Source organism: Capsulimonas corticalis (assembly GCF_003574315.2).
GTDB lineage: Bacteria > Armatimonadota > Armatimonadia > Armatimonadales > Capsulimonadaceae > Capsulimonas > Capsulimonas corticalis.
Genome location: NZ_AP025739.1, coordinates 1,159,556 through 1,181,891, shown reverse-complemented (window position 1 = coordinate 1,181,891; position 22,336 = coordinate 1,159,556). Strand labels below are relative to the sequence as shown.

General features: G+C 61.1%; 16 protein-coding genes. 7 read left to right on the top strand and 9 right to left on the bottom strand.

Features of this window, described 5'->3' with window-relative positions; all coding sequences use genetic code 11:
* Position 1 precedes the first annotated feature (1 nt).
* Positions 2 to 721 carry a type II secretion system protein gene (locus D5261_RS04995; protein ID WP_119321166.1) on the bottom strand — a complete coding sequence of 240 codons (720 nt, stop codon included), beginning with the start codon at positions 719 to 721 and terminating at the stop codon, positions 2 to 4.
* A gap of 292 nt (positions 722 to 1,013) precedes the next feature.
* Positions 1,014 to 2,141 carry an aminopeptidase gene (locus tag D5261_RS04990; RefSeq protein WP_119320978.1) on the bottom strand — a complete coding sequence of 376 codons (1,128 nt, stop codon included), beginning with the start codon at positions 2,139 to 2,141 and terminating at the stop codon, positions 1,014 to 1,016.
* A gap of 96 nt (positions 2,142 to 2,237) precedes the next feature.
* On the opposite strand from D5261_RS04990, the gene D5261_RS04985 reads away from it, so the two are divergent.
* The 5 genes from D5261_RS04985 (at position 2,238) to D5261_RS04965 (ending at position 8,810) form a co-directional block, all read left to right on the top strand.
* On the top strand, positions 2,238 to 3,038 hold the full coding sequence (locus D5261_RS04985; RefSeq protein WP_165864123.1) for an SDR family oxidoreductase: 801 nt from the start codon (positions 2,238 to 2,240) through the stop codon (positions 3,036 to 3,038).
* Positions 3,039 to 3,245: 207 nt separating this feature from the next.
* On the top strand, positions 3,246 to 4,151 hold the full coding sequence (locus tag D5261_RS04980; protein ID WP_119320976.1) for a DUF1559 family PulG-like putative transporter: 906 nt from the start codon (positions 3,246 to 3,248) through the stop codon (positions 4,149 to 4,151).
* 8 nt (positions 4,152 to 4,159) lie between these two features.
* Positions 4,160 to 7,639 carry an AfsR/SARP family transcriptional regulator gene (locus tag D5261_RS04975; RefSeq protein WP_119320975.1) on the top strand — a complete coding sequence of 1,160 codons (3,480 nt, stop codon included), beginning with the start codon at positions 4,160 to 4,162 and terminating at the stop codon, positions 7,637 to 7,639.
* Between the two features lie 26 nt (positions 7,640 to 7,665).
* Positions 7,666 to 8,100: a hypothetical protein gene (locus D5261_RS04970; RefSeq protein WP_119320974.1), complete on the top strand. Its 435-nt coding sequence runs from the start codon at positions 7,666 to 7,668 to the stop codon at positions 8,098 to 8,100.
* 167 nt (positions 8,101 to 8,267) lie between these two features.
* Positions 8,268 to 8,810 carry an RNA polymerase sigma factor gene (locus D5261_RS04965; RefSeq protein WP_119320973.1) on the top strand — a complete coding sequence of 181 codons (543 nt, stop codon included), beginning with the start codon at positions 8,268 to 8,270 and terminating at the stop codon, positions 8,808 to 8,810.
* A gap of 161 nt (positions 8,811 to 8,971) precedes the next feature.
* On the opposite strand, the gene D5261_RS04960 is transcribed toward D5261_RS04965, so the two are convergent.
* The 5 genes from D5261_RS04960 to D5261_RS04940 form a co-directional block, all read right to left on the bottom strand.
* Positions 8,972 to 10,246 (bottom strand): TULIP family P47-like protein, encoded by a 1,275-nt coding sequence (locus D5261_RS04960; protein ID WP_119320972.1) that lies wholly within the window; start codon positions 10,244 to 10,246, stop codon positions 8,972 to 8,974.
* Between the two features lie 55 nt (positions 10,247 to 10,301).
* Positions 10,302 to 11,834 (bottom strand): TULIP family P47-like protein, encoded by a 1,533-nt coding sequence (locus D5261_RS04955; RefSeq protein ID WP_165864122.1) that lies wholly within the window; start codon positions 11,832 to 11,834, stop codon positions 10,302 to 10,304.
* Positions 11,835 to 11,909: 75 nt separating this feature from the next.
* Positions 11,910 to 13,475 (bottom strand): TULIP family P47-like protein, encoded by a 1,566-nt coding sequence (locus D5261_RS04950; RefSeq protein WP_119320970.1) that lies wholly within the window; start codon positions 13,473 to 13,475, stop codon positions 11,910 to 11,912.
* Positions 13,476 to 13,696: 221 nt separating this feature from the next.
* Entirely contained in the window at positions 13,697 to 18,388 is a 4,692-nt protein-coding gene (locus tag D5261_RS04945; RefSeq protein ID WP_165864121.1) for a beta strand repeat-containing protein, read from the bottom strand.
* A gap of 227 nt (positions 18,389 to 18,615) precedes the next feature.
* Entirely contained in the window at positions 18,616 to 19,350 is a 735-nt protein-coding gene (locus tag D5261_RS04940) for a DUF4412 domain-containing protein (protein WP_119320968.1), read from the bottom strand.
* Between the two features lie 156 nt (positions 19,351 to 19,506).
* Between D5261_RS04940 and D5261_RS04935 the strand changes: the two genes are divergently transcribed.
* Both D5261_RS04935 and D5261_RS04930 read left to right on the top strand, forming a co-directional pair.
* Entirely contained in the window at positions 19,507 to 19,980 is a 474-nt protein-coding gene (locus tag D5261_RS04935) for a BON domain-containing protein (RefSeq protein WP_119320967.1), read from the top strand.
* Positions 19,981 to 20,046: 66 nt separating this feature from the next.
* The gene (locus tag D5261_RS04930; protein ID WP_119320966.1) at positions 20,047 to 20,760 is read left to right on the top strand and encodes a hypothetical protein; all 714 of its coding nucleotides are present in this window, start codon (positions 20,047 to 20,049) and stop codon (positions 20,758 to 20,760) included.
* Between the two features lie 145 nt (positions 20,761 to 20,905).
* On the opposite strand, the gene D5261_RS04925 is transcribed toward D5261_RS04930, so the two are convergent.
* Both D5261_RS04925 and D5261_RS04920 read right to left on the bottom strand, forming a co-directional pair.
* Positions 20,906 to 21,358: a MarR family winged helix-turn-helix transcriptional regulator gene (locus D5261_RS04925; RefSeq protein WP_119320965.1), complete on the bottom strand. Its 453-nt coding sequence runs from the start codon at positions 21,356 to 21,358 to the stop codon at positions 20,906 to 20,908.
* Between the two features lie 110 nt (positions 21,359 to 21,468).
* Entirely contained in the window at positions 21,469 to 22,329 is an 861-nt protein-coding gene (locus D5261_RS04920) for a hypothetical protein (protein WP_125205922.1), read from the bottom strand.
* Between the last annotated feature and the right edge of the window lie 7 nt (positions 22,330 to 22,336).

Genomic DNA, 22,336 nt, shown 5'->3' with positions numbered 1-22,336 from the left:
TTCAAGGGTTTGCGACTTCCAGCCAATGCATCGCGGACAGCATCGGCTCGACCGGAGTGTCGGGGTCTGGACTGTCGCAGCTGTAAGTCCAATGGTTGACCGGCGTGATGGTCTGTGTCGGCTTCATCGCTTTGACATGCCCATCACAAAACAGGCAGTTCCAGCGTCCGCCGTGGGCGACTTGCGCCCATCCCCAATTGCCCAGCGTCGCCACGGACTTTGGCGCCGATCCCCATCCTGGCGAATTGTAGTCCGACCACACCCTGTATTTCAACTCCACCATCAGGATCTTATCGGAGGTCTCGCCGACCGCGCCGAGCGGCAGTCCCCGCGCGCCGATGAGGAAGTGGGCATTCGTATTATTCAAGACGTAGTTTGTCGGATAGCCTGAAAAATCGTGGCTTGGGAAGTTGTTGGATGGACACTTCCAAACGGAGCGAGCATCTTTCCCGGATTTAATGTATGGCTCCAATATCGCTCGGAATGTCAGAGACATGTTGTACGCCGCAGGCAGCGCTTCGTCGTTGTCCTCAGCGTACTGAAGAAACCCAAGACCGATCTGCTTTTCGTTATTGGCGCATACCGTTTGCCGCGCTCTGCCGCGCACCTGGTTGAAGACCGGAAACAAGATGGACGCTAAGACTGTGATTATTCCAATAACAACCAAGATCTCAACGAGAGTAAATCCTGGAATACTGAATCTGCGATTTCGATTTACCATGACATTTCCCCCTTGAAACTACTGGTATTAATATCGGTAAGTCGCTCGGGATTTTCTAGGGTGGCAAGCAATATCACTATTGCGATGGAGCACGACATGGTAAAACTCGGCGGCTGATATTGAATTTATACCAGCAATTGTGACGTTTCACCCAGAAAATTTGCGGCGTTTTCAAATAATATCTCAAAAAAAAGGCCGCCTATTACTCTCGTCTGTGCGAGTAATAAGCGGCTTGCGTCTGATGTGATCATCAGACGTGAGTCCTGGCGCCCCGGTGAAAATTTTCTATGATTTATCCCGCCTTCAGTTCCTCGGGATTCAGCCCCTTCAGGTCCTCCGCCACGAACAGTCCATCCTTGCGGATCAGGGTATCGTCGAACCAGATCTCGCCGCCGCCGAACTCGGGGCGCTGGATGTAGACCATGTCCCAGTGGATGCTGGAGCGGTTGGTGTTGTCGGCCTCTTCGTACGCCTGGCCGGGGGTGAAGTGGAAGCTGCCGGCGATCTTTTCGTCGAACAGGATATCCTTCATCGGCTCCAGGACGTAAGGGTTGAAGCCGAGGGAGAATTCGCCCACATAACGCGCGCCTTCGTCGCTGTCCAGAATCTGATTGAGCTTGTCGGTGTTGCCGCCGGCGGCCGTCGCTTCCACGATCTTGCCGTCCTTGAATGTCAGGGTGATCCCTTCAAAGACCGTGCCTTGATAGATCGTCGGAGTGTTGAAGGCGATCACGCCGTTGACGGAGTTGCGGACGGGGGCGGTGAAGCATTCGCCGTCGGGGATGTTGCACTCGCCGGTGCAGGCGACGGTGGGGATATTCTTGATGGAGAACGACAGATTTGTGTTTGGACCGGTGAGGCGCACGCGGTCCGTGCGGTCCATCCAGGATTTGAGCGGGGCCATCAGGGAGTAGAGGCGCGCGTAGTCGAAGGTGCAGACATCGAAGTAGAAGTCTTCAAACGCTTCGGTGCTCTTTCCGGCCTGCTGGGCCATGCTCGCGGTCGGCCAGCGCAGCACGCACCACTTTGTCTTCGGGACGCGCGTCTCGCTATGGACCGGATGCCACCAGTAGGTGCGGTAGAGCTTCATCTTCTCATCGGGAATGTCCGAGTGCTCGGAGATGTTTTGCGAGCCGCGTACGCCGATGTACACGTCCATCGCCTCCATTCGGTCCTTTTCCAGCTTGCCGATCAGCTGGATCTGCTCTTCGCTGGCGTTCAAAAAGAGCGACCGCAGTACGGCGTTGCTTTTGAGGGTGACGAACGGTAAACCGCCCGCTTTGGCGACTTCATCCACCAGGATGCTCACGACTTCGTTCGGAATGTCGTACGCTTCAATCAGCACCTTTTCGCCGGGCTGGACTTTGGTGGAATAAGTAACGAGGATTTCGGCCAATCGGGCCACACGTGGGTCGCGCATAGAAACTCCTTGACGGCAGGCTTGGCCCATTATACCCGGCGGAAACTGGGTACTATGGGGCTGATCGCATTTACAATCTTGAGGAGACGCGGAAACATGGCGAATGACACAGGGCAGAGGCTCGCGGGCAAGGTGGCGTTTGTGACGGGCGGCGACGGCGGCCTGGGATCCGCGATGTGCAAGAAGCTCGCCGCCGACGGCGCGGCGGTCGCGGTTGGCTGGTTTGGCAAAGATTCGTCCAAGGCCGACGCCGTGGTCAAGGCGATTACGGACGCCGGCGGACGCGCGATCGCGGTGGAAGGAAATGTCGCCGACGCCGTCAATGACCAGCAGGATATCCAGACGGTGATCGATCAGCTCGGCGGTATCCATATCGTCGTCAACAACGCGGGGTATGAGAACGACCACGAGTTTTTGGAGATGCCCGCCGAGGTCTGGCGCGGCGTGATCGATGTCAACCTCACCGGTCCGTTTCTCGTCGCGCAGGCGGCGGCGCGCTGGATGGCGGCCAACCAGACCGGCGGCGTCATTATCAATATCTCCAGCGTCCACGATGTGATTCCGTGGTCGCACTTCGCGCATTATTGCAGCGCCAAGGCCGGCCTGTCCATGCTGACCAAATGTATGGCGGTCGCGCTCGCCGAGCACAAGATCCGGGCGGTGACGGTTTGTCCCGGCGCTATCGCCACCCCGATCAACCAGAATGTCTGGGGCGATCCTGAGCTCTCCAAGCTGCTCAACGCCAAAATTCCGTGGGGACGCATCGGCCAGCCCGAAGATGTGGCGAACGTCGTCTCGTTCCTTTGCGGGTCCGAGGCCGAGTACATCAACGGCTCGCAGATCTATGTCGACGGCGCCATGGTCCAATACGCCGACTTCCAGCACGGCGCGGTGTGAGTTTTCCGGGCCGGATCGCGTGCGCGCTTGCGCACGCGATCCGGCCCAAAATATTGTCCGGCAGTTGACAGCCATTCCCCACTCAGTCATAATTATATATCCGGTTGATTTCGTGTCTCAATTGCCTTTTCGCCGGTCCCCAGAGCGACACGCCGTTCGTTGAGAGCCACGCAATCTTGCTCGGTTCAGATAGGGAGAACCGCTGTGATGACCCATGAGCGCTCGCTTCCGCCCGCCATATCCAAACCCCGTCTCAGCGCGTTCACGCTGATCGAGCTTTTAGTAGTTGTCGCCATCATCGGAATCATCGCCGCGATTCTGTTCCCTGTGTTCGCGCAAGCCCGCGAGAAGGCGCGGCAGACGTCGTGCTCCAGCAATCTGCGGCAGTTGTCGATGTCGATCCTCCAGTACATTCAAGACAATGACGAGACCGTTCCCATGGTCGAATACACCGTGGACGGCGCCGTCAAGCCCAATGATTACTTTACCTGGGCCCGCGTTGTGCAGCCGTACGCCAAAAATTGGAGTATCCTACGCTGCCCCGACGCCGAGCACGATCCGCGCAACGCCTGGCAAACCCCAACGGACGCCAACTTTTATCATCTGCAATCGTCGCCGTCCTACGGCTACAACTACAACTACCTCAACCCCTGGCAGCCGTGCGAAACGACTCCGATACTGACGGATAACTACGGCCTGGCCATTATTGCCGGCCCTCCGGTGAATCTCTCGCAGATCCAGGAGCCGTCGCGGACGGTTATGCTGACGGACGTCAAACTCTTTGGGGACGCCACGTCGGCGCCGCTGGCCAGCGACTTTGTCGACAGCCCGGCGGTCGCGCTCCCTCCCACGGACTGCGGCATTTACACGCAGGGCTGGGGAGTGGGATCCACCGGCGACGATCCAACCCTGGGGGCCGACCCGACATCGACGGGAAGTTTCGACGCGCGGCATCATGGCGGCGGAAACGTCGCGTTCTGCGACGGCCATGTCCACTGGATGACGCCGGCGGCGCTGGCGGCGGGAACGAATTGGGCTCCCGGAATCGCCAACACTGAAGTCAAGATCACCGACCCCACAAAGTTCCTCTGGTCACTCGATAAAGGCGGCTGATCGGCATCATGAATGAGCCATGGAAAATCGTGCTCTTTGGCGATATCTCCGCCCATTTTGGGGAGTTCGAAATCACCCGGTTTCGGACCCACAAAATCGCGGGGCTGCTGGCTTATCTTGCGTATCATCGGGGGCGAAGCCACACGCGTGAGGCGCTGATCGACCTTTTTTGGCCCGATCAAGACCTCGAAGCGGGACGCAACTGCCTGAGCGTCGCGCTTTCCTCGCTGCGCGCCCAACTGGAGGGAACGCTGTCTCCCGCCGGTTCGGTGATTGTGGCCGATCGATCGACCGTGCGCATGAGCTCGGACGCCGTGACGACCGATGTCGCGGAGTTCGTCCATCTGCTCGGCAAAGCCGAGAAGTGCGCCAGCGACGTGGAAAAGTCTGTGCTTTTCCGCGCGGCGCTCAACCTTTATCGGGGGCCGCTGCTGGGCGGCTTCTACGATGACTGGATCCAGCCCCACCAGCGTCACTTAGAGGAAAAATACTTCCACACGCTGGATTGGCTCATCCAGGACCGCGCGCGCCGGGGCGACATTGAGGCCGCCATGGAGCTCGCGTATCTGGGATCCACAATGGATCCGCTGCGTGAGGATATCCATTTCGGACTTCTGAAGATCTTAAAACAGGCCGGCCGATTGCCGGAAGCGCTTGCCCATTATCGCCGGGTGGCGGAGATCCTTCAGCGAGCGGGATCTTCGCCGTCGCCGTCGCTGGAGCGGCTGGGGGACTCGCTTCCCTCGCAAGGCGCGTCTCCGGTGAGCGCTGACGCGTTTGAGAGGCAGTCGGAGACGATCGCCGCCGGCTCGGTGTCTCCGGCCGGCTCTGCCGCCCATGGGACATATACGTTCCTATGGGCGGAGGCCGTGGGAGACGTGGGCGCGCCGGCGCGCCCGGTGGACGAAGAGGAGGAGCGGGAGCGCCGCGCGCGGCGCCTTGAAACGATCGAGCGCTGCGCGCGCGCCAACGGCGGCTCCGCGCTTTCTCCCGAAAGGTCTTCGCTGCGGTGGTCGTTTGACGGCGCGGCGGACGCCCTTGCGGCGGCGCTGGAAGCGCAGCGCGTATTGCGGCAGGATGCCGAGGAGATGGGCGGCGTCCGGATGGCGCTGGACACGATCGATCTGCCCTCGGGGGATGTGGACGACGCGGCGCCGCGCCGGCGGGCTTTTCAGGAGCGCCTGGACGCCGTGCTGGCGTCGGCGCACTCCGGGCAGATCCTTTGCGGCGAATCGACGGCGCTTTTGCTGCGCCAGGACTGCGTTCTGGAAGTCGGCTTCCGGGATCTGGGGCGCTACCAGCTCGCCGGCGATATCGTCCGCATCTTCCAGGCGGCGGCTCCCGGACTGCCGGCGGCGTTCCCGCCCATCGCCGCGCCGAGCGGCGAACCGGCGTCGCTGCCGCTGTCGTTCAACCGATTTTTTGGCCGGGTGCTCGAGATTGAGGAGCTTTCCCGAATTCTTCTCGACGCTCCGGCGCGCCTGGTGACTCTCTCGGGCGTGGGCGGCGTCGGCAAGACGCGACTGGCGCTGGAGACGGCGCGCCGCCTGGAAGATCGGTGGCGAGGGCGCGCGTTTTTTATCCCGCTGACGGGAGTGGACACGGAAGAAGCGTTCCTGCGCGGCATTCTGACCGCGCTGCGCGTTTCGGCGCCGCTGGGGACCTCGCTGTCCGACACCGCCGCCGCGGCCTTCGCCGAAGAGCCGACGCTTTTGATCCTGGACAACTTCGACCAGCTCGTCGATAGCGCCGCCGGCGCCGTGCGGGAGATGATCGAGCGATCTCCTCGGCTGACCTGTCTGATCACGTCGCGCTGTCTGCTTGGGCTGTCCTTCGAGCAGGAATTTGTCGTCTCGCCGCTGTCCGCGCCTCCCGCGTCGGCGTCGTTTCAGGAAGCGGCGCGGTCGGAGACCATCCAGTTCTTCGTGGACCGCGCCCGGATCGTGCGGCCCGATTTTCAGATGACGGCGGCCAATACCGGCGCGCTGCTCAGTCTTTGCCACGGCCTGGAAGGAATCCCGCTTGCGATTGAGCTTGCGGCCGCCCGTAGCTCCGTGCTGACCCCGAAGCAGATGCTGGAGCAGCTCAGCGACCGGTTCGCGCTGCTGTCCGGCGGGAAGCGGGACGCCCCGGACCGTCACAAGACCATGCGCGCGGCAATCGCGTGGAGCCATCACCTGCTGCCGGAGGATCTCGCGCGATCGTTTCGGCGGCTCTCCGTATTTCATGGCGGATTCACGCTGGACGCCGCCGGGCGGATCTGCGACGATCCCGAAATCTTCGAGCACATCTGGCGTCTCCGCCAGTTCAGCCTGGTCCTGGCGGAAGAAGCGCCGAGCGGCCTGCGCTATCGGATGCTGGAGACGGTGCGCGAGTACGCCGCCGAGCTCTTGGCCGCGTCGGATGAGGCGGAGACGATTCGGACGCGGCACTGGCGATTTTACTACGATCTTGCCCACGCGATCGGGCAGAAAGTTGAGAGTTCGGAGACCGAAGCGGCGCTTCAGTGTTTCGACGAGGAGTGCGCAAACCTGCGCTTGGCGCTGCAATACCCGGCGTCTCAGGATCGCCGTTTGTATTTCGCCTCGTCGCTGCATCGCTTCTGGCTCATCCGGGGATTCCTGGAGGAGGGGCGGCGGCGCCTTCATGAACTGCTTGACGAGCCTCTAGCCGGCGACCCGCATTGGCGCGGGGTCGCGCAGAACGCCGCCGGCGCGCTCGACTGGGCGGATGGAGATCTGATGTCGGCGGAAGCGATGTTTCGCGGGGCGCTGGCCGCGATGCCGGAAGAATCGGAGCAGGCGTGCCTGCTGAACAATCTCGGCCTGGTGCTCACGGAGCAGGAACGGCTTGAGGAAGCGAAGCACTACTTCCTGGAAAGCATTGAGCGCTATTCCCGGCTGGGCGATACTGTCGAGCGGGCGATGGCTTTGAGTAATCTGGCGCGAGTGGAGGAGTGCTCGGGCGACTACGAAGGGGCTCGCGCGCGCCTTTCCGAGGCGATCCCGGTGCTCTGGCGCAGCGGCAACCGTCTGGCGCTCGCCAACGCCCTGCGCAATTACGGCCATGTCTTAATTGTCTCCGAGGAATTCGAGGAGGCGCGCAAGCTGTTTCAGGAGAATTGGCGGATTCGGCGGGAACTGAACGACCGCTCCAATTTTCCCGATTCCCTGCGTGATATGGCGCTGATGGCGCATCACTCCGGCAGTCCGGAATCGGCCGCGCGGCTCGCCGCCCTATCGGATCATCTGCAAAATATCGGAAGGTTTCCGTCGAACTCCACTGAGGATGCGCGCTTTCAAATTTTGACGCCGCTTTTGACGGGCGATACTCACGAAGAAAGGAGGCTTGTCGATTCGGCTGCGTGGACGACGATGACCGAGCCGGAATTACTCACGCTTGCCGAAAATGTCGCTTCGATCGACCGAGATATGCCTATCCAGCACTTACGGATTCCGCAGACGTTCGATTACGCCAGGATCAGATAGAACAGGATTCGATAAGGAGATATTGTTTGGAGCTCAACACAGAACTATCCGGTCAGCCGGAAGATGTTTTCACTTCGGGATCTTTGACCACGATCGCGATCAAAACGATCAATCCGCCGCTTGATGAGGAGACGGTGACGCTGGGACGGATCTCCGCGGTCGGTACGGGAACCGCCGGAAACCCGCCTTGGCCCGTGGCCGTCACGTTGACCTATAGCTATCAGGGAACGGTAATCGCTACGGCGAATTTGGGGACATATTTCAATCCCATTCCGCCGACACAGGTCACGCTGACCAATCCCAACATTTACTGCCCCTATTCGAACTGGAACGTCACGACTGGCTATTCCGTGACCGACTTTACCGTGGAGGGAGTAGGGCAGGGAGTGAGCGGTCCTGTCTCAAGCGGCTCGCATCCGATGCTGGCGGAGCACAACGACACGGAGGACGGCGAAGAGTAATCTCTTCCCGTCAACGTTTATTGTGGAAAGAGGGCGGCTCCGGCCACCCTCTTTTTTATTTGTGAATTTATTTTCGATTCGGATTTAAGGGTGCGTTAAGGCATGGCCAGTAGTATGTCCTCATCTCGCGTCGTAATCGTCACGGCGCCGCGAATGGGAGAACTGAAATGCCGCCGTCAGCACAAGAAACTTTTTGGTCTCGCTGGAGTGTCCACGAGGAGGAGCTGTTTCGGATTTGCCTGCGCTATATGGGCGGACGCCATGACGATGCGGAAGACGCCATGGCGAGCGCGCGGTATAAAGCGCTGTATTCCTTTTGCTCGGACATGTCGGATGCGCGCTTGCAGCGCCGCTGGCTGATCCGCCTGACGAAAAATCTCTGTATCGACGATCTGCGCCGCCGGCGCCGCGCGGAGCTGCGCACGGTCAACACCGACGAAGCGGAAGAAGACATCGCCGATCCGCGCCTGGAGGCCGCGAGCCCGGAAAGCATCCTGCTGACACGAGAGCGCTCTCAGGACTTGCGCAACGCGGTCAACGATTTGCCGGCGCACTTGCGCGACGTCTACCGGCTGCGCAAGTACGAGGAGATGGAGTATTCGGAGATCGCTCGCCGCGTCGGCATCACCGACACAAATGCGCGCAAACGAGTCCAACTCGCGGCAAGCGCCATCCGGAGCCAAACAAACTGGAGCTTCATTCGCGGTTAGATCGCCGATACGTCCGAATCCTCACTGGGCGTCGAATTGGACGCCGATCCACGGCGTCTATCAATAAGACGATCCGCCGGCCTGTCTTGTGAAAAAAAGGGAAGCATTGCTTCCCAAAGCTTCCCACTCCCCGGCGCAGCGGCGCGCCATTTCAAATCCGATCAGACGTTTCCATGGAGATAGACGGCGCCGTTGATGCCGACAAAGGAAACCGACCAGCCGGAATCATAGCCCCAGCTAATGGACGAAGGCGGGTTTTTGCCCAGCGCCAGCCGCTCCCGGTTGTCGTCCGTGATCTGTCTGGCGAGATCGTCCGAGATGACCTTGACGACGATTTCCACGATCGCGATCACGATGATCCCCGTCAGATAGAACCACCACGGAATATCCGCATTATGCGATTCGACCGGATGGGGATCTGGCTGGAACGCGAGCATCCCGTTGCCGCTGTCGTAGTATCCCGGATTTTTGGCGTGAATGTTGTAGTACAGCATGATGCCGGCCCGCATATCCACACTGCCCGAATAGATCCCATCCAGGTTATTCTCACCGCTGCGCACGATCAGCGTCGAGATCGATGGAGTGTAATCGATCAGCCCCACGCGCACGGTGCGCGCCCAGAGCGCGTGCTTGTTTCGCAGTGTACGCTCACCCTCCATGAATACGAACGCCTCAGAGTTGGTATTGAACGCCTTGGCGAGCGCGGGCGCGACTGAATTCAGGAGAAAGAGCTTGTCCGAGATCAAGAACGACGCATTGGTCGCCGTGGGAAACGCCTTCTCATCGACTCTTCGTTCGAGATTCGAGATGTCGCGGTCCGTGGTGACGCTGAAGATGACAAGGTAGCCCGTATCGCTGGACTCTTTTTGGAGATACGCGTAGGCGCTTTTTTTTGGCGCCAGCCACGAGTTAATGGTCGGAGGGACCAGATTCACGGTCGCAAACGTAAAGCGCGCCTGGTCGGCGTTAGCGACGAGGTACTTTCCGAGGGCGTAGGAGAGAAGCGCGTTCTGCGCGGGAGTGAGGACCGAATCCGGATCGCGCAGCTCAATGACGGAGAGTTCGTCCTGTGTCGGCGGGTTGTTGGGCTCGGCCAGCCTGCGGTAATCGAACTTTAGCGCCTGCTGATTCTGGTTTCCCTGGACTTCGAGCCATCTCAGCTGCACCGCGATCACGAGCGTCAGCCCCGCCAGGTTGATCGGGCCGTCCGGCGAGGAAAGCACGCCTTGATCGATGGGTAAACGCAGGTGGATGATCTCGTGCGATCCGCCTTGAGCCACTTGCCAGGCGCCAAAGAGGCCGGACGCTTTTTGCGTGGGAGTACCTGGAACCGCCATCTCAAAACACTGCGTGACGGTATCTTTATGCGCCGCCATGATCGTGTTGATTCGGTCTTCATTGACGATAAAGACCGTGTCCCAGCCATAAGTATTCATCGGGTGGATTCTCCTGAATGAAGTGGGCGCCGGTTTCCCGGCGCCCACCTGGGCGCTAGCCGCCCGCCATGACGAAGTCCCCGCTCAATTGGAATGAGCCGTTGAGCTGAACGCTCTTGAGCAGGAAGCTCAGCGTATCGGGCCATTCCACGGGCTGCACAAACTCTTCGAGCATCTTCTCGATCGGCGGCAGCGCCTTGGCGGCTCCGTCGGAGATTATCTTGGCGATCAGCTCCGGGACCGCCGCCGCAAGTCCCGCAACAATAGCGATAATGATAATCACCACTACGCGAACGATTCCCGTTAGGATCTTGCCCGCGACGAACGCCGCGACCGCTCCGATGATCGCGACGATGGCCTCAGTGATCGTCACCCATGTCGCTTTGACATACCAGTGATCCTTCTTGGCGGGGCGGGATTCTTCCCAGGTGATTGTCTGTTTCCCATCGTCCTTAGTGGTGAGCTTGAGCTTATACCAGCTTTCGGTGGTGACGTAAGCGTCGATTCCGGGGCTAATGGGAACGTGGATCTTCGTGCGGGTTTGAATCTCTTCGCCGACGATCTGGAGGATGAATTCCTCGGCGATCGGCGTGTAGTCGAGAAGCCCGACTGTGACTGGCTCCATCTCCATGTTGTGATTCAGGACGATCGACGTATTGTCATTCGTGATGGAGAAGTCGTTGATGCTCGCCTTGGGAAACGCCCCGAGCGCGCCGGGCAGGACCAGATTCTCCAGATACAGCTTCATGCCGATCAGCAGGCCGCCGCCCAGTCCCACCGGAATGGCGCTGGCCGGGAGCTGGTTCGCCAGGCCGTCGGGAGACCGTCCGCCGGTCATCGTCAGCACTCCGAAGTACGCCGATTCGTCCGGATCATCCTTGCCTCCGTTATAGTAGGCGTAGCTCGTATAGGTCGGCTTCAGCCACTGGAACTGAGGGAATGTGGAGAGCTGGTTCAAGGACACGACCGCGAAGACGTAGTTAAACGTCGCCAGGTTCTCGTTGAACCATTTTCCCAGGGCGTAGAGAAATAGGGCCTTCATTTCGTCTGGCACGGGATTGGGGCCGTAATCGATGCGCTGCACGACCACGGCGGGATCATCGGCGGAGCGCGGTGTTGGATTGGTGACCAGATTGTTCTGATCGCCCTTCTGAGGATCGGGCTTATCGGAAGGCTGCGGGAGGTAATTCAATTTGACTTGAATCGTCGCCGAGCCGCCGGAGAAATTCATGTTCATGCCGCTGAACTTCATGGTAACGGCGTTCAGCGGCATCTTCAGAAAGACGATGGAGCCGGATCCTCCGCGCGCCATCGTCCACAGCCCGAATTTGCCCTCGATCTCCCATCCGCTCTGGACGGTGAGCTGAAAATCCTTGGGGGAGACGTTGGCTTTGGCGAGGGCTTGATTGACCTGAGGAAGCCGAACTGCGCTGGCGCAATCCCAGCCCTGGGTATCGGCCTCGGACGCCAGAAGCTCTTTGGGAATCCAATGGCGCGGGACGAAGAAGTCTGGGCGAACTTCGTCGTAGCGCGGAATGCGATAGTTTCGAAATGTTTTTGGACGAATTAATGTGCTCGCGCCGCTCATGATTTTCTTCTCCTTGAGGCGATGCATCGCGTCCGGCGGACGCCGCATGCATCTTAATGCGTGTCGGTGCGCCGCTTACTTCAGCAGCGTTCCGCCCATTTGAAACGAGCCATTCAGCTCCGCCGTCTTAATCGAGAATCCGGAGGACGACGGCCACTGCACGGGATCGGTCGCGTCGTTCACCAGCGGGCCGATCCCCGGCAGCACCGAGGTGAGCCCTTCTTTCACCGCCTCCGCGATGATGGTCGGCGTGGCGGCGGCGACGCCAGACACGATCGTAATCAGCGCCACGATAATCACCCGCATGACGCCTTCCTTGAGGACTTCGTAGACGACGGCTCCAATGATCGTACCGATCATTCCGACGATGATCTGTGTGATGATGACGCCGGGGGCCACCTTGTAATAGCTTTCGATGATGGGATCCCGGCTCTGTTCAAAGTCGAGGGTGTACGTGAGGTCCGGCTTCTGCACCAGACCGATGGCGTTGTAATACGTGGCGTTGACATAAGCGTCGATGCCGGGACTGATATTGATGGAGACGCGAGTCTGCATCTGAAGTTCGTCGCCCACAACTTGCAGCACCAGTTCATCGAGATAGGGAGTGTAATTGGAGCCTGCGACTTTCACGGAGTTCATCTTGACTCGTTGTGTGTTTTCAATGACTTGGCCCAAATTCTTCACGATAAAGGCGTCGGCCGGCGCCTGAGTAAACGCGCGGGTCATGCCCGGCAGCATCACCTTCTGGAGGAAGAGCGGCAGGGAAATCAGAATGGCGGCGTCGCAGTCGGCGGGAATGGCGGAGCCGGGCGCCTGATTGGTCAGCCCATCCGTGCTTCGTCCTTCTGTCTGATTCAAGACGGCGAAGTAACTGCTTTTCTCATCCAGTCCCTGGAAATACGCATAGCTCGTGTAGGTCGGTTTGAGCCAGAGATACTCTTCGTGGGCAGCTTTGGCGTTGAGGTTCACGACCGCGAATATGTGGGTGAATTTGTCGAGATTGTCGGTCATAAGCAGCGAGAACGCCGCCACAAAGAGACTCTTGGCGACCTCATCGGGCGTGGCGGAACCGTAGTCGATTTTTTGGACGACGACCGCCGGATCGTCGCTGGATCTCGGGAACGGGTCCGACAGCAGCTGCTCGATCTCCAGCGGATTGTCTCCGGCGGCGCGGGCCGGAGACGCCTGCGGGAGATATCGCAGCTTGATCGAAATCAAGGCGTATCCGTTGGTGATGTTCAGCGTTTTCTGGTTGTTTTCACCGGCGCTGTAATTCATCGCGGCGGATTTCAGCGGCAGCTTCATCATTAGGATAGCGCCCGATCCGCCTTGGGCGACTTGCCAGGCGTCGAAGTCCGCCGCGATGCTCCAGCCCGTCGATTCATCGATCGTCATCTCCAGATGGGCGGGAAATTGCTGGGATTTTTTGAGCACCTCGTTGACGATGGGAAGACGGATACAGTTGACGGTGTCCCAGCCGTATGTGTTGGCTTCCGCGGCAAGCACATAGCTGGGGATTTCGCTGCGGTGGATGAACACTTCCGGAGCGAAACTGGACTGATGCGGCAGTGGAAACGTGTGAAATGTAGACGCCTGGGTTAACATTTCTTCTGTAGGCTTAATCAATGTTTCTGTGGACATGGCTTTCACCTCTTGAGTAAATTATGTGACGAACCTTCGTCATTTGGGCGCCGCTCTTCGGGTGCAAGCCGCGCACAATAATAAGACGATTCACAAAAACGTTTGTGACGCGCCTTTTGCAATAAAATCCAAAAGTGACGCAAAAACGCCGCCCGCAAAATTTGCGGACGGCGTTCGCTCCAGAAGTCGGCGATGCGCGGAATGAAATGGCTGCGGTGAAATCAGGACTTGGCGGATGAGCCCGTTCCTGAGAGATTCGTGATCTGGAGCGTAAGCGGCGCGGAAGACGCGGAGCCGGGATTGGCCAGCGTGATAGCCGCCGAACCTGCGGTCGCGATCATGTCCGTGGAGATAGTCGCCTGAAGCACGCCCGATGCGATAATCGTGGTCGCGAGCGGCGCGCCGTTCCAGTTGATGGTCGCTCCCTTCAGACACTTGGCGCCCGTAACGGTCAGCGTGAAGGCGGCGGCTCCGGCGACCTTGGAAGGCGGATTGAGCGTGGAGATGATCGGCGTGCTCGGGTTGACCGTGAATGTCAGCGGCGCGGTGGCGACCATCTTGCCGCTCAGGGTCGTGCAGACGACGACCGGCGCGGTCGTGGGCGTCCAGACCATGCTGGCCGCGACCGTGGCCGTCAGTTGGGTTGGCGAGACGAAGGTGGTCGGCAGGGACATATTGCTCCAGCGGATCACCGAGCCGGGCTGGAAGTCCGAACCGTTTACCGTCAAAGTGAAGTTTGTCGCGCCGCTATTGACCGAGCTTGGGCTGAGCGTCGTCACGGAAGGCGGCGGTACGATCACCATGAACGGCGCCGGGCTGGAGACGCCGTAATTGGGGTCTTTGACCGTGATGCTCGCCGTGGCCGCCGCCGTCAGGTTCGCCGCCGGGATCGTCGCCTTCAGCGAGGTTACGCTCACAAACGCCGTCGGCAGCGCGGCTCCGTTCCAGCAGACGACAGATCTCGCGTTGAAGTTCGATCCGGTGACGAGGATCTGGACACTCGGCGCGTTCTGTGCCGACGCCGCCCCGGTGCTCGCCGGCGTCACGGCGGCGGTGTTCGGGTTCAGCGCGCTGATCTTCGGCGTGGGCGGCGCGGCGATTTGGAACGTGAGGGCGGACGACGGAGCCGCGCTGGGATTGGAGAGCGTGATGGACGCCGCGCCCACCGAGGCGATATTCTCCGCCGGTACGACCGCCGTCACCACTCCGGAGGAGAGGACGGTGGTTACAAGCGGCGCGCCGTTCCAATTGACCGTGGCGCTTCTCATACACTTGGAGCCGCGCACGGTCAGCGTAAACGACCCGCCGCCGGCGAGCGCGGACGCCGGAGTCAGGCTGCTGATGATCGGAGTGCAGGGGTTGACCGTGAAGCTCAGCGGCGCCGTTGTTATCGACTTCCCGCTCACGAGCGTGGTCACAGTCACGGCGAATGTATTCGGCGCTCCGATAAAGGCGGCGGGAACCGTCGCCGTGAGCTTATTGGCTGAGACGAATGTCGTCGCCAGCGGCATGTTGGTCCACCAGACGACGGAGCTTGCCTGGAAATTCGTTCCGGTGACGGTGAGCGTAAAGTCGGGGTCGCCGTTTTTCGCCGCGTTCGGGCTAAGCGCCGTCAGGGTCGGCAGCGCCGTCACGGTGAATGCGGCGGGTGTGGACACGCCGTAGTCCGGGTCCGAGACAGTCACCGCCGCCGAGCCGGGCGTGGTGAGATCCGATGTCGGGATGATCGCGACAAGAGTGGCGGCGCTCACAAACGCGGTCGTCAGCGGCGCGCCGTTCCAGCAGACAGAGGAATTCCTGGTGAAACCCGTTCCCGACACGCTCAGACGAATATCTCGGGACTGCGCGGCGGCGCTATTGGGGCTCAGGCTGGTGATCGTCGGCGCGATGCGCGGAAGGATCTGGAAGGTGAGCGGGACGGATGGCGCGGACCCAGCATTGCTCAGTGTGACGGCGACCGAACCCGCGTTGGCGATCATGTCCGGCGAAATATTCGCCTGGAGCATGCCGGACGAGATAATCGTGGTCGCGAGCGGCGCGCCGTTCCAGTTGATGGTCGCTCCCTTCAGACACTTGGCGCCCGTGACGGTCAGCGTGAAGGCGGCGGCTCCGGCGACCTTGGAGGGCGGATTGAGCGTGGAGATGATCGGCGTGCTCGGGTTGACCGTGAATGTCAGCGGCGCGGTGGCGACCATCTTGCCGCTCAGGGTCGTGCAGACGACGACCGGCGCGGTCGTGGGCGTCCAGACCATGCTGGCCGCGACCGTGGCCGTCAGCTGGGTTGGCGAGACGAAGGTGGTCGGCAGGGACATATTGCTCCAGCGGATCACCGAGCCGGGCTGGAAGTCCGAACCGTTTACCGTCAAAGTGAAATCCGAGGCGCCGCTGTAGATGGAGTTAGGGCTAAGCGAGAGCGCCACTGGGATGGGCGCGGTAATCGTGAACAGGACGCCGTTCGAGACGCCATAGTTCGGATCGGAGACCGTGATTACGCCGCTTCCCGCCGCCGCGATATTCGCGGCCGGAATCGTCGCGGTCAGCGCGCTGGCGCTCACGAATGTGGTCGGCAGCGGCGCGCCGTTCCAACGGACGGCGGAGCGGCTGTTGAAGTAGGCGCCGCTGAGAAGGATCGTGACATCAGGCGATTTCGCCGGCGCGCTGTTTGGCGTCAGGGCGGTAATCGCCGGGATCGGCCGAACGGCGATTGGGAAGGAGAGCGCAGCCGACGGCGCCGCGCCGGGGTTGGAAAGCGTAATCGACGCCGTTCCCGAATTGGCGATCTTATCCGCCGAGACGCTGGCCGTCAGCAGGCTGGACGAGACGAATGTCGTCGGCAGCGGAGCGCCGTTCCAATTGATCGTCGCGCCCGGCAGGCATCTGGCTCCGGTAACGCTTAGCATGAATCCAGGGTCGCCGGCGATTTCCGACGACGGGGTCAGAGCGGTAATCGTCGGAACGCTGGCGTTGACCGTGAAAGTGAGCGCCGCCGTTGCGATCGCGGCGCCTTTGATCGGCGTGGTGACGGTGACGGAGACCGAGCCAGGAGCCGAGACCAAAGCGGCGGGGATCGTCGCGCTCAATTTGCTGGATGACACGAGCGTGGTCGCCAGGATTGTGTCGCCCCATTTGATCGCGGAGTTCGCCAGGAAGTTCGCGCCATTGACCGTCAGCGTGAAGTCCGGATCACCGCTATTCGCCGAATTTGGGCTGAGCGACAGCGCCGTAGGCGCCGTCACCGTGAACGGGAGGGCGTTGGAGACGCCGGCGTCCGGATCCGAAACGGTGATGTTCGCGGATGTCGCGGCGGCCAAGTCCGCGGCGGGGATCACGGCCGTCAGCGACGAATCGCTGACAAACGTCGTCGGCAGCGAGACCCCGTTCCACTGAGCCACACAGGAGCTTCGGAAGCTGGAGCCGCTTATGGTGATCTGGGTGTCGGCCGCGCCGACGGAAACCGTGCTCGGGTTGAGCGAGGTGAGCTTTGGCGTCGGTTGGGGCGTGATCTGGAAGGTGAGCGGCTTCGACGGCGCGCTGGCGCCGACGTTGGTCAGTGTGACGGCGGCCGTTCCCGCCGTGGCGATCATGTCGGCCGAAATATTCGCCGTCAGGAAACCAGAGGAAATGATCGTTGTCGGCAGCGGGGTTCCATTCCAGTTAATCACAGCGCCCTTGAGACACTTCGCTCCCGTGACGTTCAGCGTAAATCCCGCGCTTCCCGCGACTTTGGTCGCCGGATTTAATGTGCTGATCGTCGGAATACTGGCGTTGACGGTGAAGGTGAGCGGCGCGGTCACGACCGTCTTGCCGTTGATGGGCGTCGTCACCGTGATCGGCGCCGTGATGGGAGTCCAGACAAAATTCGACGAAACGACGGCCGTGAGCTGTGTGGCCGAGACAAATGTTGTCGTGAGGACGGTGTTGCCCCACTTGATCGTCGAGTTCGCGAGGAAGTTCACGCCGTTGACGGTGAGCGTAAAGTCGGGATCGCTGCTATTCGCGGTGCTGGGACTCAGCGATAACGCCGTCGGAGCCGGCGGCGTAACGACAAATGAGACGGCGCCGGAGACCCCGTAATCCGGGTCCGAGACGGTAACATTCGCCGTGGTCGCGGACGAGAGGTTTGCGGCGGGAACGACGGCCGTGAGCGAGGCGGGGCTCATCAGTGTTGTCGCCAGCGGGGCGCCATTCCACTGCGCGGTCGATGCGCTTCGGAAGTTCTGTCCCGTCAGCGTGATCGTCGTATCCGGCGATCCCGCAACGATAGCGCTGGGGGCGACGCTGGCAAGGACTGGAACGGGCGTCATCACTGTGAACGTCTGGGTATTGGAAGAACCGGTCACGGGGTCCGGGTTGACCGCAGAGATGGTGATGGGACCGATGTTGACAATCTCGCCGGCCGGCACCGTGACCGTCAGCTGAGTGGGACTGACCGTGTCCGGCGTGAGTTGGTCTGGGCCGAAGATAACCTGCGTCTGCGCGTTGAAACCTGAACCGATGAGCGTCAGCGTAAAGAAGTTTCCGCCGGCGAAGGCGGTGCTGGGAACCAGCGCCGCGATCTGTGGGGCGTTGTTCTGGACGGTAAAGAGCTTGAAGGGTGATTCTGCGGAGGCTCCAACAACGGAGACGCTCATATAACCGCCGCTGGCGGTATCCGCCGCCGGGACGGTGACGGTGATTTGCGCCGGCGTTACCGACGCCGGCGCCAGCAAGTCGCCGTTGAAACGAACCTGGGATGACGTATCGAAACCGCTTCCCGTGATGGTCAGTGTGACGCTGCCCGTCCCTGCCGAAATGGAGGTGGGCGAAAGCGTATCGATCGCCGGGTCCGCATGAGCGATTTTCGGCGCGGCGGCGAGGGCGATCCAGAGCAAGGCGACGGTATGTAAAGCGATCCTGATCGTGCGAGGACGCATGAGAACTCCTTTGGCCGCCGATTCCATGAGCTTGTCGCGAGCGCCTTTTGCAGACGCGACGCAGACGGAAGACGGCGTATCACGCCAAATTATCGGAGGAAACGCCGCAGGGCAATAGGGGGTTCGGAGGCGGGCGGAGGAAACGATCGGCTTGGAATCCAAAAAAGCGCCTCGCCCACGTTTGAGCGACGCGCTTTTCATCGGATAAACTCAGGGCTGCGAGAGCGTTATTTCCCAAACATGCCCGAGGTCGTGTCTTTGTTTTCCGTCAGCGTGTAACCGTCGGGCAGATCGAATGTCGAGGCCGGAATGGGGGTTGTGGTGAGTGACGTGACGACTTGCTTTGAGATCATGCCTTCGGTGAGGCCGCTGTGGTAAGTCGTGGTCGTGACAAGCGGCAGGCCGTGCACCTGCCCTGGCCCAGATCCGCCTCCAAACGCGCCGGTGTCCGCCGCGGACAGATCCTGCGCCGCGAGAATATCCTGAGTCATTGTTGTGGCTTGCCCCATCAGCGTCATCGACATTTTGACGATATAATGCCGCGCCGTATGGCCCAGGATCTTGGTGGTGCGGCCGGTGTCGGTGACCTTATAATTCGCGGCGTTCATGTCCACGGCGCGCCCCTTGAGTATGCTCTGCATCATTTGCTTGGACTGCGCGGCGTCGAACGGGGTGACGGTGTAGGTATGAGCGGTGTTGTTCAGGAACCACATCTTCCCGGCGTCGGGATTCACGATGAACGACATAAACGAACTGTCCGTGCGCACTTTATGCCCGCTCATGTAAGTCGTCGTATTGCTCATCGAATCGAGCTGCGCCTGCGCCGCCGCCGGCATCTGAGGCCCATTGTGCATCCCCGGCATATCCATGCTCATATGCGTCACGGTCGTAATGTCCGCCCGGCTTACGCCGGCGACCAAAATGAGGGTGGCGACTCCGGCAAATCCGAATGCGAATTTCATAAATACTCCTTGAAAACTCTTGCTCTGTAGGGTGAGACAGTAACCGGCCGGAAAAGTTGCATTCTCGTGAATGAAGTTTGCTTGCCGCGCGCCTGGGGTATAAGCGATTTGTTCCTGCATGTTCGCAGGAAGAGGATTATCAAGGAGGCATCAAGGATGACTGACCAAATGAGCGGCGTTACGAAAAATCGGTGGGCTGCGCTTTCGCTCGCGGCGGCTCTGGCCGTCGCGCTGACCGCCGGCTGCGGCAAGAAGGACGAAGAAACGGCTCCGCCTCCGTCGCAGCCCTCCACAATGACGCCGGTTCCGGCGGCTGGGGCCGGCGCCACCGCGACGACGAACGCTCCGCCGGCGACAGCGCCGGGCGGTCCGGGCGGCACCATGATGAACAAGCCGTCGACGAATCCGAACGGTGCGATTGGCGACGCGCAGATCACCATGAAGGTGAAGAATGCGCTGATCGTCGACTCGAAGGTCGCCGCGAAGGATATCAACGTGGACACCAAGAGCGAGACCGTCGTGCTGCGCGGGACGCAAGCCGACGCGGCGTCGATCTCAGCGGCCGTCGCCGACGCCAAGAAGATCGAGGGCGTCAAGCAAGTCATCAATCAGCTGACGGTGAAGAAGTAACCGTACGGGCGTCGTTCGAAGGTGCGTGAGCGACAGACCGGCGGCTGGGAATGAAGGTGAGAAATCATGGCCAAAACGATCGTCGGTCTGTTCGACGAATTCGAAGACGCGCGCGCCACGGTGCGCAGCCTCACCGATGCGGGAATCTCTCGTGACAATATCAGCGTCGCGGCCAATCGCCGGGGCGCGGGATTCAGTGATCGGGACGAGCTTTACACCGTGGACCGCGCGCGTGAGATCCGGGATGAACGAGGAGACGCGGGAATCACGGATCCCGTGGCGATTGTTCCGATGGGCGGGCTGCTGGCCGGCGGCATGAGCTCCATGTCGCTCTCTGGAATCGGCGCGATTTTCGCGGCCGGCCCATTGATCGCCACGCTTGCCGGCGCCGGCGCGCAAAGCGGCGGCGTGATCGCGGCCCTCGTGGAGGCGGGCGTTCCGGAGAAGCACGCCAAATACTACGCGGAAGGCGTCCGTCGCGGCGGAACCCTGATCACCGTGACGGCGGCCGAGCATTTGGCGCAGCGCGCGCTGGAAGTCTTTCACAATCACGGCGCGGTCGATATCGACCGCCGCGCCGAGCACTTCCACAGCACGGGCTACTCGGGATACGATCCCAATGCGCCCGCCTATGAAGACGACGAGATCGCACGCGAGCGCGAAGCCTGGCGCGGCTACGAACGCACCCCCGCTCTGCGCGGCGATCCGGGAACGGAAGTCGACCGGGATGATGAGGCGATCGATGAAGAACAAACGTCTGGCTCGACCGTGATTCGCTGATCTGCGATTTTGTTTGGGGCGCTGGCAAATCCATTTGCCTGCGCCCTTTGTGCGTTCTATCTCTTGCGATGGCAAACCCACCCCTGGCCTTCAGGCGACCTCTCCGGATTCTACCTATCCCGGCGCTTCGCGCCACCCCAAAAGACTATTCCGTTTCTGATAGCCGGCTGAGCAGATACGTCAGGTACGGGGATTCGTCGCCGAGCTTCGTGAAGAATGCTTCGTCGGTGGATTCGACGCACTTGAGGGCGCTTTCGGCCATTTCTCGGCCGGCGTCGGTGACCAAAATTTGGAAGGCGCGGAAATCCTGCCGGTGGCGTTCGCGGGAGAGCAGGCCGCGCGCTTCCAGGGCGCGGACGACCTGGGAGGTCATCATCTCGTCGGTGCCGGCCAAACGGGCGATTTCCGCCTGGGTCATTGGCTCGTCGCGGTCGGAGAGCCAGGCGGTCACGGTCAAAATGGCGTACTGCACGTGAGTCAGCTCGAACGGCTGCAGCGCCTTGCGGATCTGCCGCTGCCAGAGGTTGCTGACGCGCCAGAGCTGAAATCCGGGGCTTTCGTTCGGACTGCCGTAATGCGACTCAAACGCGTCGCTCATCGGCCCGCCTCCATGCCCTGCGTCGCCGGTGCGGTCTTGCTGTAATCGATCATTCCCCTATGATACTGGTTTCGCCGCCCATAGGTCAATGGCGGACGCCTTGGCTTGTGTCAGGAAAGCCGACGAACGAGGTCGTCCCAGCGCGCCGTGTCGATGCGGATCTGCCAGGCAAAAGCCCGCCCCTTGCGGTCGTAATAGACCGCCATCGCTTCTTTCGTCAAGTTCCGGGGCTCGATATTCAGCAGCTCCACCGCCAGCTGCGCGTTCTTGACATACGCCACCCCATGCCGCCCGCTCATCCGCCACATCCGTCCCAGCTCCAGGATCGGCTCCGGGGGCGCGGCAGGAACTCGCGGCGCCCGCACAGGCGCGGCGGTCGATTTGGACGCAGTCTTCACCGCCGACGCCTTAGCAGAGGTTTTCATGGGAGGCTTGGCGACGGTCGGTGTCTTGATGGCCGCTGGCTTGACGGCCGGCGTCTTGATCGGCGGCGCGGTGGGTTTCACCGCCTTTGCGGCAACCGCCGCCTTCGCTGCGGGCTTCGCGGCAGCCGCCGGAGTCGCCGGGGGCTTTGCCGCTTCTTTCCGAAGGGGCGGTGAAACCTGCCCCGCCGCCGGTTTTGCCGCCGCAGCGGACGTCTTTACGGCAGGCGCTGGGGGCGTCTTGGACAGGTTGGACTTTGCCGGCTTCTCCGAGACGGCGGCGACATTCACCGGGGGCGTGCGGGTGGCGCTGGGCGGCGCGCCGGCGGCTTTGCGCTGTGAACGCGCTGGCGCCGTCGGGGCGGCAGCCGCCGCGACTGGCGGCGGGGTGGGTTTTCGGACGGATTTCGATGGGTTTGCCGGCGGCGCAGTATTCGCCTTCGGCGCAGCAGCCCTGGTAGGCTTGGCCGGCGGTTCGGCGAAGATCAGCGCGGTTTGTTTTGGCGCGGCGACGGCCGCCAGGATGGGAGATCGGCTGCTGTTTTTCATGCCGCAT

What these genes read in the sequence shown, in the direction of transcription:
- D5261_RS04935 (WP_119320967.1), top strand. Translation starts at nt 19,507, where the DNA reads ATGACTGACCAAATGAGCGGCGTTACGAAAAATCGGTGGGCTGCGCTT.
- D5261_RS04945 (WP_165864121.1), bottom strand. Translation starts at nt 18,388, where the DNA reads ATGCGTCCTCGCACGATCAGGATCGCTTTACATACCGTCGCCTTGCTC.
- D5261_RS04990 (WP_119320978.1), bottom strand. Translation starts at nt 2,141, where the DNA reads ATGCGCGACCCACGTGTGGCCCGATTGGCCGAAATCCTCGTTACTTAT.
- D5261_RS04960 (WP_119320972.1), bottom strand. Translation starts at nt 10,246, where the DNA reads ATGAATACTTATGGCTGGGACACGGTCTTTATCGTCAATGAAGACCGA.
- D5261_RS04930 (WP_119320966.1), top strand. Translation starts at nt 20,047, where the DNA reads ATGGCCAAAACGATCGTCGGTCTGTTCGACGAATTCGAAGACGCGCGC.
- D5261_RS04975 (WP_119320975.1), top strand. Translation starts at nt 4,160, where the DNA reads ATGAATGAGCCATGGAAAATCGTGCTCTTTGGCGATATCTCCGCCCAT.
- D5261_RS04955 (WP_165864122.1), bottom strand. Translation starts at nt 11,834, where the DNA reads ATGAGCGGCGCGAGCACATTAATTCGTCCAAAAACATTTCGAAACTAT.
- D5261_RS04920 (WP_125205922.1), bottom strand. Translation starts at nt 22,329, where the DNA reads ATGAAAAACAGCAGCCGATCTCCCATCCTGGCGGCCGTCGCCGCGCCA.
- D5261_RS04965 (WP_119320973.1), top strand. Translation starts at nt 8,268, where the DNA reads ATGCCGCCGTCAGCACAAGAAACTTTTTGGTCTCGCTGGAGTGTCCAC.
- D5261_RS04995 (WP_119321166.1), bottom strand. Translation starts at nt 721, where the DNA reads ATGGTAAATCGAAATCGCAGATTCAGTATTCCAGGATTTACTCTCGTT.
- D5261_RS04925 (WP_119320965.1), bottom strand. Translation starts at nt 21,358, where the DNA reads ATGAGCGACGCGTTTGAGTCGCATTACGGCAGTCCGAACGAAAGCCCC.
- D5261_RS04950 (WP_119320970.1), bottom strand. Translation starts at nt 13,475, where the DNA reads ATGTCCACAGAAACATTGATTAAGCCTACAGAAGAAATGTTAACCCAG.
- D5261_RS04940 (WP_119320968.1), bottom strand. Translation starts at nt 19,350, where the DNA reads ATGAAATTCGCATTCGGATTTGCCGGAGTCGCCACCCTCATTTTGGTC.
- D5261_RS04985 (WP_165864123.1), top strand. Translation starts at nt 2,238, where the DNA reads ATGGCGAATGACACAGGGCAGAGGCTCGCGGGCAAGGTGGCGTTTGTG.
- D5261_RS04980 (WP_119320976.1), top strand. Translation starts at nt 3,246, where the DNA reads ATGACCCATGAGCGCTCGCTTCCGCCCGCCATATCCAAACCCCGTCTC.